This is a genomic window from Paraburkholderia phenazinium, from assembly GCF_900141745.1.
In the GTDB taxonomy this organism is placed as follows: Bacteria; Pseudomonadota; Gammaproteobacteria; order Burkholderiales; family Burkholderiaceae; genus Paraburkholderia; species Paraburkholderia phenazinium_B.
In genome coordinates this window covers 1,146,591-1,159,055 of the sequence record NZ_FSRM01000002.1, presented here as the reverse complement: position 1 = coordinate 1,159,055, position 12,465 = coordinate 1,146,591, and the positions used below count along the sequence as shown (strand labels likewise).

Genomic DNA, 12,465 nt, shown 5'->3' with positions numbered 1-12,465 from the left:
TCTCGCTCATTGATTCTGATTCGCCGGCCGCTTTTCCTTTGGTGGCGGAGGCGGCGGTTCACGCCAGTTGCCCGCCTGCTTCAGGCCTTCGGCAAACTTCACGCGCTCGTCGGGCGTGAGCGTTGTCGCAAAGTCGGCCACGCTGCTTTCGACTTCGGTACGTTGCGCGATATCGGCTGCGCGCGTGCGCTGTAACGCGGCGTCGAGCGCGGTGCGGTCGAATTGCGGCGCGGCCAGCAGCGCCAGCACTTCGTGACGTCCTTCGCGGGCCTCGCGCGCGTAGTCCTTAGCGTTACGGCGCGCCTCCTTCAGTCCATCGAGGAACTGCTTCTGACGCTCGGACGAAAGCCCATCCGTCGCGAAGCGCAGCGCCGTACGTTGCTGCGGCGCCTTGGCGACGTTGTCGTGCGTGGTGAACCATTCGTACGCACCGCCCGCAATGCCGCCCAGCAGAAAGACGTTGACCACGAACGAGCCAGCCAGCAAAAGCTTCCATGTACGATCAGTCATTCGCCGCTCCAGTCGACGCCTGAACCGTCGAAGCTCGAAGCCAGGTAGGACGGCGAATCATGCGTCTGCGGCGGCTGGCCAGTCATGACAAAAAACGACACCGCAAAGGCACCCGCTAGCCCACCTGCGAGCCCGATACCGGCAAACGCAGCGCCCTGCCACCAGAGCCGCACGCGATGCTTCACCGGACGCCGGTTAGGCGCCGCCGCAACAACTCGCTCGATCAATGCGCGCTCCGGCGGCGCGACCGTATGGTCTGCAAGCCATGCATCCAGGTTGGCCGATTCGGCCAGCATGGCATCGGCCTCGATCCGGTGAAGATCGGCCCAGCTTTCGGCCGCCGCGCGCTCCTCATCCGGCCAGCGGCGCGGATCGGCGCCGTAAGCGTCGACGATGGTACGAAATCTCTCAGGTGTCATGGCAGATCCTTGCTAAAGCCACTGTCGGCCAGTTGTGCGCGCAAATTGCGACGTGCACGCGCGAGCAAACTTTCGAGGGCATCGACGGTAATACCCATCAGGGCGGCAGCTTCGATATTCGATAGCTCCTGGTAGTAATTGAGCACCAGAGCTTCGCGCTGCCTTACCGGCAGCGCAGCAAGCGCCGTGCGCACACGTTCGTCGCGCACACGGGCTTCAAGTTGCATGTCAGGCATGGGTTGGGGATCGGCTTCGTCCGGCAGATCGGCGACGGGGTCTTCGCGCCGCCCTCGCAAGCGGTCGTAACAGAGATTCAGCGCCACGCGATGAATCCACGTGTCGAATCGGGCCTCGCCCTCTTTCCAGTGCGGCGCCTGCTTCCAGATCCGCACAAAGGCCTCTTGTGCTACGTCTTCCGCTTCCATACGGTCTCCCAACATGCGCGTCGCGAGCGCGAGCAAACGCGGCAGCTTGCGCGACACGAGCGTGCGCACCGCTGCCGGATCCTGCTTGCCGACCCGTGCGACGAGGTCCGCGTCGGGATCGCGTTCGCTCAAGGCGCGCGGTCCCGTGATATCCACGGCATGCGCGGCGGCGTGAGCCGCGGTTGCCGTTGCACCCGAACATATCGTGTCGCGACACGAGCGTTTCTCACTTGCCGTTGCTCCGAGAGGGGGCGCTTTGCGCCTGTTTCAGGCTTGTTATCAACCTTCTGTCGCATCTGGTTCAGGACTGGGTGACCCGGTCCTGAAGCTCGTCAATCGCGACGACCGAGTCCTCAATATACGACGACGGCAGGATGGTAATACGCCGGCCGCGCCGGCACTACGATGCAACCGGTCAGCGTTGCCGCCGCCAGTGCCAGAATCAAGAGCGTTTTCATAAAACTCTGCTGGTTTGGGTAGAGCGCCGGGGCCGCGAAGCGAGCAGCGCTTGCAAGCGCGCCCCGCGGCGTCCGGCAACAGGGATCAGAAGGCTAGCCCTGGCGGCTTACGCCCAGTGACCTTCCACCCACAGCCAGTTCGGGCCACGCTGTGCCCAATGGCCCGGCACCCAGTGATAACCGACCCGGACCGGCTGCCAGTGACCTGCTATCCACACGTATCGGCCGTGGTCCCAGCGCCAGTGTCCGTGATCCCAGACATAGCCATCGCGCGGTGCGGGCACGACTTCGACGCGCGGTGCTGGCGGGGCGACGACGATCGCTTGCGCGAAGGCGGCGGAGGCCGACAGCGTCACCGTGGCGGCGACCAGCAGGCGTGTGAGGGTTTTGGATTTCATGTAAGGCTCCCGTAGGTTTAAGGAAAGCGGATTGGCTCCGTTTTGTCTTAAACGCGGCTGCGGGGGAAATCCGTCGCGGGTTGACGCGCTTTTGTGAGAAAGCCCGCCTAAGCGGGCTTTTACTTCAGTCGAGCCATGGCCGAAGAATAGACGGCGCTACGCTCACGCTTTCCTACTGCCACTACGATCACAGTGACTTTGCTATCGACGACGCGATACACCAGTCGATATCCCGAGGCGGTCAATTTGATCTTGTAGCAATCAGGAAGCGTACCAAGACGCGCCGATTCGACACGTGGATTTGCCAACCTCTCAGCCAGTTTGCGCTTGAACTGCTCACGCACCGTGCTGTCCAGCTTCTTCCACTCTTTAAGAGCGACTTCTAAAAACTGCAGATCATAGGTCTTCAAGTCGCACGCTCACAGCTTTTTCGCCGCTTCGCGCCCTGACGATTTCTGCCAGCTCGATATCTTCAAGTCTGTTGCAGATCGCTTCCCACTCTTGAGCCGGGATCAGATACGCGACCGGTTTGTTACGGTTCAGCACCGCGATCGGACCGTCTGCTTGCTCAATTGCCGCGGTCGGGTTGACCTTGAGCTCGCTGATACCGATTGAGGCGCGGGCAAGAATGCTTTCCATGGTGGTTCCTCAAGCGCTATAGGCCAAATCGCGTGGATTAAAAGACCTTATGCAAGCACTAATAATAGGTCTTTTATTTGGTCTCGTCAACCGCTGTACGTGCGTCCAATCTTCGGCGCCAACCCCGTCTGCCCCCTTCTACACGCACCAAACCGCTCGCGGCGTTATGCTTATGCGCCTGATCCCACAAAGCCATTCCGACCCGAAGACGCCGTGTCCCAAGCCCGCCCTCCTGAACTTCCCGAAGACGACGACGCTCACTCGCTCGCCCGGCGCTACCCGCGCGGGCTGCACATCGAGCCCCACTCGCACACCTGGGCACAGGTGCTGTACGCGGTGGCCGGGGTGATGTGGGTCGAAGTCGGCCGCGAGGCGCTGGTGGTGCCACCGCAACGCGCTGTCTGGCTACCCGCCGGCACCGTGCACTCGATCAATATGATGAGCGAGGTCGAGATGCGCAATATCTATCTGCACAAGCGCAACGTCCAGCACCTCAGCAAACAGTGCGACGTCTTCGAAATCAACGGTTTGCTGCGCGAGCTGATCACAACCATCGCCGAATACGAACACAACCACGCACGCGACAACGCGTATATGGAAACGGCCTACAAGCTCGCCATGTTGGAACTGGGGCACGCGCCCCGCTCCTCGTTGCGCATTCCGCTCCCTGACGCGTCGGACCGCCGGCTCGACGCGCTGTGCCGCGCGGTGATCGACAATCCCTCGATTGCGGTCAGCTTCGAACAGCACGCCGCCTCGGTCGGCGCCAGCGTGCGGACGCTCGCGCGGCTGTTTACGCGCGAACTCGGCATCGGCTTTTCCGAATGGCGGCGTCAGGTGCAACTGGCCGTGGCCGTCTCCGGGCTGGCGGAAGGCCGCTCGGTCAGCAGCATCGCGCGCTCGCTCGGTTATCTGCCCAGCAGCTTCAGCGATATGTTCCGCCGTGAACTCGGCGCCCCACCCACCGAGTTCGATCCGCAGGAAACGCTCAGCACGGGGCGCGAGGAATCGCGCGCGCCCGCCGGCGGCTAAACAGCGAAGCGTACGCAGCAGAAGCAGGTGGGAGCCGTCGCGTAATTGCGTAGTGACCGGTTCGGGCAGAGCCCAACCAGCAGTTTCAGCCCTGTCCGAAACTCGAAAGTCCTTGTCTCAACAAGGCCATCGCGGACACCTAGAATGGCTTCAACGCTGCACCACGCGGCCCAATCCACTCAGGAGAGTTTCGATGAAAACCATTCAGTTCAAGTCGTTTGGCAGCCCCGATGTACTGGAATACGTCGAGGTCCCGACACCGAAAGCCGATGCCGAAAACGCCGTTGTGCAGATCAAAAGCGCCTCGGTGAATCCGAGCGACGTGAAGAACGTTTCTGGCCACTTCGAGCACACCGTTTTGCCGCGCACGCCGGGCCGCGACTTCAGCGGCGTGGTCGTGGACGGTCCTGCGGAATGGATCGGCGCCGACGTGTGGGGCACCGGCGGCGACATCGGTTTTACGCGTGACGGTACGCATTCCGAGTTCATCAAGATTCCGCTTGCCGCGTTGTCGCGCAAGCCGAAAACGCTGAGTCACGAACAGGCCGCCGCGATTGGCGTGAACTTCGTGGTCGCATGGCTCGGCACGGTGGAATACGCACAACTGAAGGCCGGCGAGACGATTGCCGTGATCGGCGCCAGCGGCGGCGTGGGCGGCGCAGTGGTGCAGATCGCCAAATCGCGCGGTTGCCGCGTGATTGGTGTCGACCGTCATGCGCCGCTGGCGGATTCGCCGGCGGGTCGTCTGATCGACGAGTTCGTGCAAATCGACGAGCACGCGGCCGAGCGCGTCAAGGCCCTGACCAACGGTGGCGTGGACGTGGTCTACGACGCGGTCGGCGGCGTGGTGTTCGAAACCGCGTTGAGCCTCGTCAAGCGGCGTGGCCGGGTGGTCGAGATCAGCGCGACCGGCAAGCGCCGCGTCGAGTTCGACATGATCGACTTCTACCATAACGAGACTCAACTGCTCGGCGTCGACAGCGCCAAGCTGGGGGTCGCCGAGTCGGCCCGCCTGATGACAGCGCTGGTCGAAGGCTTCGAGAGCGGCGCGTTCCAGCCGCCGGCAATCGCGCAGCGCTTCACGCTCGAGCACACCCGCGAGGCGTATGAGGCGGTCACCGCGGGCACCCGTGGGCGCGTCATCATCACGATGTGAGTCCGGCTCGGGCGGTGGGTCTGAGTATCTGCCGCCTGCCATGGTGAATGGCTAACAGGCTAATGGGTGATCCATCATGAAAGCGTATTTCGTTTCCCTCGTAGTGGGCCTTGTGGTCGGCCTGTTCTACAGCGTCGTCAACGTGAAATCTCCGGCGCCGCCCACCATCGCACTGGTCGGACTGCTGGGCATGCTCGGCGGCGAGCATCTGATTCCGCTGCTGCGCACGCTGCTCGGTTTTAGCGTGAACTAGGGCTGCAGTAGCCCTGGCCGTCCAGTGGGCCGGGTGCGGACTATACTGATGCCCTTTGAGACGGCAAGTTGGCCCTCATGCATCTCAGTCCATACATCTTCCAATGAATACCAAGCGGCAATTCGACGATCTGCTGCTCGGCAGCATCGAGTTGTTCTGCGCCGCCGCGGAGCTGGCGAGTTTCACAGCCGCCGCGACGGCAGCCGGCGTCACGCCCGCGGCGGTCAGCCGCTCGGTGTCGCGTCTCGAGGAAAGGCTGGGCGTCCGGCTGTTCGTCCGTACAACCCGGCAAATCCGGCTGACCGAAGCCGGCCGTCTCTATTTCGAACAATGCAGCGGTGCACTCGCACAACTGGTGGACGCGGAACGTCTCGTCACCGGACAGCAAGCGACGCCATCCGGCTTGCTGCGCATCAGTATGCCCACGCCGTATGCGCACTATCGGGTGCTGCCTTTGCTGCCGCTGTTTCGCGAACGCTATCCGCTTGTGCGGGTCGACGCGCACATCAGCAACAGCAACATCGATTTCGCTGAGGACAGCTACGATCTGGCCATCCGCGGCCGCGCACCGGCTGACTCCAACCTGATCGCACGCAAACTCGAAGATGCGGAACTGGTCGTCGTGGCGACGCCGGCCTATCTAGCGCACGCCGGTACACCGCGCTCGATCGACGATCTGCAGCACCACGAATGCATCCAGTTCGACCTTCCCAGCACGGGCCGGCGTATTCCGTGGACGCTCGCCAAAGACGGCGATTTCGTCGATTTCAACACCGACAGCGGCTATACGATCGGCGGTGATGTCCTTGGCGGAGCGACGCTCGCGCGTCACGGCGCGGGCCTGTTTCAGACCTACCGCTTCGTGGTTGAGCGCGATCTGCGCGAAGGCAATCTCGTCGAGGTGATGCGGGACTTTGGTGGCGCCACGCGACCGTTCGTGCTTCTCTATCCGCATGGGCGGCTTCTGTCGGCCCGCGTGCGCTGCTTCGTGGAATTTCTGGTCGAGCAACTCGCTGATCGCAACGCCAAGCGACCCTCAACACAAACACGCTAAGATTGAGCCTCGCGCGAGTGTGCACCACGGCCAACGGGTGCTGGCTCGCGCAGGGCCGCGCAGATCGCTGCGCCGCCACGATTCTTCATAAAAACTCAATACGCTAGTCGCGGGAGTGTTGGATGTCTGATGAATATGAAGTGCATGGTCTGCACGATCATGCTGTAGAGCATGTTGGTGAGGGACATAGCGCTCACGCGGACGCCGATCCGTTCGCGAGCCGCATGGCAGTGATGACGGCCATTCTCGCGACCATAGGCGCGATCTACGCCTATCAGAGCGGCACCAGCGAAAATCTCGCGCTGTACTACAAGAACGAAGCGGCCATCAAGAAGACCGAGGCCGCCAATCAATGGTCGTACTACCAGGCAAAGGGCGAGAAAGAAAACCTCGCGGAACTGGGCGCTTCGTTGTCGACGCCGGGCAGCGACGCACATGCGAAGTTCGTCGCCGATGTCGACAAGTACAAGCAGCAGAAAGAGCCGATTCGCGCCAATGCCGAAGCGATCGAAAAGCAGGTCAACGATAACGACGCGCGCAGCGAAACGCTGATGCACGGTCATCACCGTTGGGCGCAGGCCACCACGCTGATCCAGATCTCGATCGCGCTGACCGCAATCACCTTGCTCACGCGCAAGAAGTGGTTGCGTAATCTTTCGATAGGCGTCGCTGCAGCCGGCCTTCTGTTCGGTGCGGCAGCGTTTTTGTCCATTTAAGCAGAGACCGAGCGCGCCCGTTCCAGCAAGAGCTCGCGCTCGCGCGCATTGCGCGTCATCGCGGCGGCACGCTCGAATTCCGCGCGTGCCTCGTCGCCTCTTCCAAGCTTAGCCAGCAAATCTGCGCGCACGCTAGGCAGCCAGTGGTAGTTCGCGAGCGCGGCATCGGCGGCCAGCAGGTCGACAATCTCGAGCGCCGCCGCCGGACCAAACGCCATACCGACGGCAACCGCCCGGTTCAACTCCACCACAGGTGACGGACTGATCTGCGCGAGTGCGTCGTACAAAGCGACGATCTGCACCCAATCGGTCTGATCAGCTGTATGCGCACGCGCATGACATGCGGCCAGCGCCGCCTGCAACGCATAGGGGCCACTGGCGCCCCCGAGTGACTGGGCGCGCTCAAGCGCGGCAAAGCCTCGCCGGATCAGCAGCGTATCCCAGCGGCTGCGGTCCTGATCGAGCAGCAGCACGGGACGGCCCTGCGCGTCGACTCGCGCGGGCGTACGCGAAGCCTGAATTTCCATCAGCGCGACGAGGCCATGCACCTCGCTTTCGTCAGACACGAGGCCAGCCAGCACGCGCCCGAGCCGCAGCGCTTCCTCGCACAAGGCCGGACGCATCCAGTCGTCGCCGGCGGTGGCCGAATAGCCTTCGTTGAAAACCAGGTAAATCACTTCGAGCACCGACGCGAGCCGCGCGACCCGTGCATCCGCTTGCGGCACTTCGAACGGCACCTTGGCGGCAGTCAGCGTGCGTTTGGCGCGCACGATCCGTTGCGCGATGGTCGGCTCGGGCACGAGAAAGGCTCGCGCGATCTCGTCGGTCGTCAAACCGCCGAGCAGGCGCAGCGTGAGCGCCACGCGTGCATCGGTGGAAAGCACCGGATGACACGCCGTGAAGACGAGACGCAACAGATCGTCGCCGATGTCATCCTGGCGCGCGGCATCGAGCGCATCGACAAAGTCGGGCACGAGGTGGGCCTCCTGTGCGTCCAGGTCACGACCGAGCTCCTCGCGCTTGCGTGCGTGCAGCACTTCCTGGCGCAAGCGGTCGAGCGCGCGGTTTTTGGCAGTGGCCATCAACCAGGCTCCAGGATTGTCAGGCACACCGCGTTCGGGCCAGTGTTCGAGCGCAGCAACCAATGCATCCTGCGCCAGTTCCTCCGCGACACCCACATCGCGCACCATGCGAGCAACGCACGCGATAACCTTCGCGGACTCGATGCGCCACACCGCTTCGATCGCGCGATGGGTCGCCGCCGGGTTCACCGCCACTTCAGTTCACCGCTTTTCATTGCACGCTCGCATGCGTCCGAGAGGCTCAATGCGCAAGCCTTCCCATCGGGATCAATAGGCTTGTACATGATTCGGCATCCTGACAACATGACCTAGCGCCGTCCCTCATCCAGTTCGCGAAAGCGGTCCACGGAAGGCCCCGGCTCGAAGTCGTCCCATTCGAACAGTTGCCGCACTTCGATCTCGCCGTCGGCGTCTTCACCGAACGGCGCCGGAAAGCGGCGCGCCCATTCCATCGCCTCTTCACGCGAGCGCACCTGAATTAGCGTATAGCCCGCCAACAGTTCCTTTGTTTCGGCGAACGGACCGTCAATCACGGTGCGCTTCCCCTGCGAATAATGGATACGCCAACCCTTCGACGTCGGCTGCAATCCGGTTGCGTCGAGTAACACGCCGGCCTTCGCCAGTTCCTCGTGATACGCGCCCATCACGGCCATCAGGGACTCGTCCGGCCTGGCGCCGGATTCGCTCGCCGCGGTCGCTTTCACCATGATCATGAATCGCATTTCATCGCCCCTTGTCGTCGTGGATATCGAGCCTGCTTGAGTGCATGGGAGGCTCTTCATTCACACGACGCACGATTCATCGCTGAATCGACACGAATTTCGCCGACTGGGGAAAACCCTGGCGCCTACTACACTCCGCGCCGCGGCCAGTGCCCGGCACGCACCCCACCCCGCATCATTGATAGCAGGGACCAACCTCGCGAACTTCGACAGTGCACCATTGCGCGGCCGGACAGCCCGTCGCAATCGCCACCGCTTCTTCGCGCGTATCGACATTGAGCAGCAGGAAACCGCCGACCATTTCCTTGGCTTCGGCGAAGGGGCCGTCAAGCAGCCTTGGCTGGCCGCCGCGCACCTCCACACGCACGGCATCTCTCGTGGACTTCAGCGATTCGCACGCGAGCAGCAAGCCGCGCTCGCGCAGATCGTCGGCGTAATTCGACATACGCTCGTAGAGCACCTGCCCTTCCTGCTCGGTGCGTTCGTTACGCTGGTTAGTGGGTTCGACGATGAACAGCATGTAGGCCATGAGGAACTCCGATCGGTGGATATGCGCAGTCTTGCGCACGATTTGCGAAGGCAGTCTACAAGCGCCGCCGGATCGACGCAAACACGTCGAGATACTTCAGCCTTTGCTTAACGCCGCTTGCCCTGGAGCCGCAGTGCAAAACGCTGTTACGGCACGCGCCTTGCTGTCAAAGCAGGTATCAAGGCGTAAAACGAGGTTGAAAATGAAGATTCGATCCAGGTGGACAGGAATCCTGACTCTCGTGGTTTTAGCCTCCCTCGCGACCGGTTGCACACTAGGCGGCGCGGCGGCAGGCGGTGTAGTCGGCAACGAAGCGACCAATCACAGCACAGCGGGTACCGTGGGCGGCGCTGTAGTCGGCGGCGCGATCGGTTACGAGCTCGGTAAATAGGCCGGTAAGTTTGACACGCGGCGCGAGGCAGAGCACACTGCCTCGCGCCCCACGAGTGGGCCAAATACCTGACTCAAGCACCTTCAGCACATGACCCATTCAGTCGTACCCGCACCCGTCGTTCATAGCTGGCATGCCCACGTGTATTTCGATGGCGATCATCGCGACGCCGCATGGGCTCTGCGCGAACAGATTGAAGCGCGTTTCGCGAACCAACTGGAGTTGGGCCGCTTTCACGAGCGCCCGGTAGGACCGCATCCAAAATGGTCATATCAGCTTGCGTTCGCTCCCACGCAGTTTGCCGAGATCGTGGCATGGCTGACGCTCAATCACGGCGAGCTCGACGTTTTCCTGCACCCGAATACCGGCGACGATTTACGCGATCATCGTGACCGTGCCGTATGGATTGGTCATTCGCATCAGCTCAAGCTCGAAGTGTTCGGCAAGTGATCTGATCTTGCCGAGGCAGCGGGTACGCGAGTACTCACGTCATTCGAAGAACTTCGCAAACCGCTCGACAGGCTCACGCTCGGTACTCAACTGGTTGACGAGCGCGTCCTGATCGGCCCAGCCGAGCGACATGCCGCAGACCAGTTGCTCTTCATCCGGTAGACCGAGATGGCTCGCGATCACGCGATGAAACGGCACGAACGCTGCCTGCGGGCACGTGTCGAGACCGTGTCCGCGTGCGGAGATCATGACGGCTTCGAGGAACATACCGTAGTCGAGCCAGCTACCCCGCTCGAGAATCCGGTCGATCGTGAAGAACAGTCCCACTGGCGCGCCGAAAAACGCATAGTTGCGCGCGTGCTGCGCATGCATTTTGTCTTTTTCTCCCTTTGCGATGCCTAGTAATCCGTACAGATCCCAGCCAATCTTGCGGCGGCGATCGATATACGGCGACACCCATTGACGCGGATAGTACCGGTAGTCTTCCTGATACAGGCTGTCGCGCTGCGGATCGTCGTACGCGGCGAGCAATGCCTGTGAAAGCCTTTCGAGCGCTTCACCCGTCACCACATAGACTTTCCACGGCTGCGTGTTGGTGCCTGAGGGCGCGCGGCTCGCCGCCTCGAGAATCGCTTCGATCTCTTCACGCGCAACCGGCGTCGGCAAAAACGCGCGGATCGAACGCCGCGACTTCAATACTGCATCGATCTCGTTGACCGTTTCGTTCATCGGGGTGTCATTCATGCGAATAGCATCTCCAATCATCTGCGCCACATGGGCCAGGATCTACGCGCCGGCTGGCACCCTGCTTCAAACTATTCTAGCCAACCCCGCCACGCCCTGCTGGTGAGGGGTAAAAAGCGGCCCAGCCCCGGCCCATAAGCCGCAGCCGCCCAAGGCACGGCCGCCTCGACCATCCCTCACACGAAACCTTCAAGAATTGCGGCACGAGGCCGTTAATCCTTACATGCTCCAAAACTGGGCAATCCAACCGGTGCGATTCGTAACGACTGATCAACATGGGATTTCTCAATGCGCTGTTAGGACGCAAACCCTCACCGGATGCGTTCGCCGCCCTGTTCATTGAAGCCGTCCAACATCGGGGCTTCGATGCCTCGCTGAACTACAACGCCGACGAATTCCGGCTTGAGTACGGCGACAACGCGGTCTTTAACCTGCATCACGCATACCGCGCCTATTGCGGTAGCGACAGGGCATTCCGCGAGGCTGCGATGGAAGGGTTCGTCGCGACGCTATGCGCGAGTCATCGAGCCGCCCCCGAACGCCTGTCCGAGGCGCGGGCGATGCTGCGGCCGCTGATCCGCGGCCGGGGTGTGCTCGAAGACGTGCGCCTGCATCAGTTACGCACCAGCGGTAGGGAGGCCTCATTCGCACCCGCGTGGCGACCGTTCGGCGACGACTGTGCCGTCCTTCTTGCACTCGACTATCCGGAGTCCACCTCGACGCTTATGAGCGGACCCGTGGAATCGTGGGGCATTTCGCTCGACGACGCGCTCGCGATTGCGCGTGACAACCTGCGAGACATCACCACCGACTCGTTCGTCGAAGTGGCCCGCGGCGTATATCGCGGCAACTGGCGCGATGGCTACGATGCGAGCCGTGCGCTGCTGCCCGACCTGCTGCACCGCGCGCCGGTGCATGGCGTTCCTGTCTTTATGATCCCCACGCGCGACGTGCTGCTCGTCACCAGCGACAAGGACGACGGCGGCATCGCGCGCATGGTCGAACTGAGCCGCGAAGCCGCGCACAGCGGCCGCCCTGTTTCGCCGTTCATGTACTGCTACCACGAAGGCCTGCGACGTTTTACGCCGCGCCAGGGCCACGTGGTACGCCGCCTCGCACAGCTGGTCTTGCGCTATCACAAGGAGGACTACGACTCGCAAAAGGCCGCGCTCGATCGTCTGCATAAGCAGGAAGGCAGCGACGTGTTCGTTGCGAACTATCTGCTCTATGGCACCAAGGACGATGCGGGGGAAACGTTCTCGGCCGCAACGTGGACCGCCGGCGTCGAATCTTTGTTGCCGCAGGCCGATCGGGTCGTGCTGGTGCGTCCCGAAACGGGCGAGACACGAATCGTCCCGTGGCAACAGATCACGCCGCTGGTGGGCAGCCTGCTCGAAGAAGAACCCATGTATCCGGCGCGCTACAGGACGCGCGGCTTTCCCGATCCGGGTCAGTTCTCATCGTTCGCGCGCAGCGAATCGTAGACA

18 protein-coding genes are annotated in these 12,465 nt (G+C 62.3%); 8 read left to right on the top strand and 10 right to left on the bottom strand.

From position 1 onward, the window contains the following. Positions 1-6: 6 nt before the first annotated feature. The 6 genes from BUS06_RS25335 to BUS06_RS25310 form a co-directional block, all read right to left on the bottom strand. Entirely contained in the window at positions 7-510 is a 504-nt protein-coding gene (locus tag BUS06_RS25335; protein WP_074267153.1) for a periplasmic heavy metal sensor, read from the bottom strand. After that, positions 507-929, bottom strand: a complete 423-nt coding sequence (locus BUS06_RS25330; protein WP_074267152.1) for a hypothetical protein — start codon at positions 927-929, stop codon at positions 507-509. The genes BUS06_RS25335 and BUS06_RS25330 overlap by 4 nt, the downstream gene beginning before the upstream one ends. Next, complete coding sequence (locus BUS06_RS25325; protein ID WP_074267151.1) at positions 926-1,558, bottom strand: RNA polymerase sigma factor; 633 nt, start codon at positions 1,556-1,558, stop codon at positions 926-928. The genes BUS06_RS25330 and BUS06_RS25325 overlap by 4 nt, the downstream gene beginning before the upstream one ends. 361 nt (positions 1,559-1,919) lie before the next feature. After that, positions 1,920-2,210: a YXWGXW repeat-containing protein gene (locus tag BUS06_RS25320; RefSeq protein WP_074267150.1), complete on the bottom strand. Its 291-nt coding sequence runs from the start codon at positions 2,208-2,210 to the stop codon at positions 1,920-1,922. A gap of 119 nt (positions 2,211-2,329) precedes the next feature. Beyond that, entirely contained in the window at positions 2,330-2,620 is a 291-nt protein-coding gene (locus tag BUS06_RS25315; RefSeq protein ID WP_074267149.1) for a type II toxin-antitoxin system RelE family toxin, read from the bottom strand. Beyond that, positions 2,607-2,849: a type II toxin-antitoxin system Phd/YefM family antitoxin gene (locus BUS06_RS25310; RefSeq protein ID WP_074267148.1), complete on the bottom strand. Its 243-nt coding sequence runs from the start codon at positions 2,847-2,849 to the stop codon at positions 2,607-2,609. The genes BUS06_RS25315 and BUS06_RS25310 overlap by 14 nt, the downstream gene beginning before the upstream one ends. A gap of 213 nt (positions 2,850-3,062) precedes the next feature. Between BUS06_RS25310 and BUS06_RS25305 the strand changes: the two genes are divergently transcribed. From BUS06_RS25305 to BUS06_RS25285, 5 genes are all read left to right on the top strand, one after another. Beyond that, on the top strand, positions 3,063-3,881 hold the full coding sequence (locus BUS06_RS25305) for an AraC family transcriptional regulator (protein WP_074267147.1): 819 nt from the start codon (positions 3,063-3,065) through the stop codon (positions 3,879-3,881). A gap of 193 nt (positions 3,882-4,074) precedes the next feature. Beyond that, positions 4,075-5,037, top strand: a complete 963-nt coding sequence (locus BUS06_RS25300; protein WP_074267146.1) for a quinone oxidoreductase family protein — start codon at positions 4,075-4,077, stop codon at positions 5,035-5,037. A gap of 76 nt (positions 5,038-5,113) precedes the next feature. Next, on the top strand, positions 5,114-5,290 hold the full coding sequence (locus BUS06_RS25295; protein WP_074267145.1) for a DUF1427 family protein: 177 nt from the start codon (positions 5,114-5,116) through the stop codon (positions 5,288-5,290). A gap of 103 nt (positions 5,291-5,393) precedes the next feature. Beyond that, on the top strand, positions 5,394-6,344 hold the full coding sequence (locus tag BUS06_RS25290) for a LysR family transcriptional regulator (RefSeq protein ID WP_074267144.1): 951 nt from the start codon (positions 5,394-5,396) through the stop codon (positions 6,342-6,344). A 122-nt stretch (positions 6,345-6,466) separates the two neighbouring features. After that, on the top strand, positions 6,467-7,060 hold the full coding sequence (locus tag BUS06_RS25285) for a DUF4337 domain-containing protein (protein WP_074267143.1): 594 nt from the start codon (positions 6,467-6,469) through the stop codon (positions 7,058-7,060). Here BUS06_RS25285 and BUS06_RS25280 read toward each other — a convergent pair. The 3 genes from BUS06_RS25280 to BUS06_RS25270 all read right to left on the bottom strand — a co-directional run bounded on the left by BUS06_RS25280 (position 7,057) and on the right by BUS06_RS25270 (position 9,393). After that, positions 7,057-8,331 (bottom strand): RNA polymerase sigma factor, encoded by a 1,275-nt coding sequence (locus BUS06_RS25280; protein WP_074269283.1) that lies wholly within the window; start codon positions 8,329-8,331, stop codon positions 7,057-7,059. The genes BUS06_RS25285 and BUS06_RS25280 overlap by 4 nt on opposite strands. 119 nt (positions 8,332-8,450) lie before the next feature. Next, positions 8,451-8,864: a YciI family protein gene (locus BUS06_RS25275; protein ID WP_074267142.1), complete on the bottom strand. Its 414-nt coding sequence runs from the start codon at positions 8,862-8,864 to the stop codon at positions 8,451-8,453. Positions 8,865-9,039: 175 nt separating this feature from the next. Then, complete coding sequence (locus tag BUS06_RS25270; protein WP_074267141.1) at positions 9,040-9,393, bottom strand: YciI family protein; 354 nt, start codon at positions 9,391-9,393, stop codon at positions 9,040-9,042. A 202-nt stretch (positions 9,394-9,595) separates the two neighbouring features. Between BUS06_RS25270 and BUS06_RS25265 the strand changes: the two genes are divergently transcribed. Together BUS06_RS25265 and BUS06_RS25260 are read left to right on the top strand one after the other, a co-directional pair. Further along, complete coding sequence (locus BUS06_RS25265) at positions 9,596-9,784, top strand: glycine zipper 2TM domain-containing protein (RefSeq protein ID WP_074267140.1); 189 nt, start codon at positions 9,596-9,598, stop codon at positions 9,782-9,784. 90 nt (positions 9,785-9,874) lie between these two features. Beyond that, positions 9,875-10,234, top strand: a complete 360-nt coding sequence (locus BUS06_RS25260) for a DOPA 4,5-dioxygenase family protein (protein WP_074267139.1) — start codon at positions 9,875-9,877, stop codon at positions 10,232-10,234. 39 nt (positions 10,235-10,273) lie between these two features. On the opposite strand, the gene BUS06_RS25255 is transcribed toward BUS06_RS25260, so the two are convergent. Next, positions 10,274-10,978 carry a nitroreductase gene (locus BUS06_RS25255; protein ID WP_429287256.1) on the bottom strand — a complete coding sequence of 235 codons (705 nt, stop codon included), beginning with the start codon at positions 10,976-10,978 and terminating at the stop codon, positions 10,274-10,276. 275 nt (positions 10,979-11,253) lie between these two features. On the opposite strand from BUS06_RS25255, the gene BUS06_RS25250 reads away from it, so the two are divergent. After that, positions 11,254-12,462 (top strand): DUF1444 domain-containing protein, encoded by a 1,209-nt coding sequence (locus tag BUS06_RS25250; RefSeq protein ID WP_074267138.1) that lies wholly within the window; start codon positions 11,254-11,256, stop codon positions 12,460-12,462. The last annotated feature ends 3 nt before the right edge of the window (positions 12,463-12,465 follow it).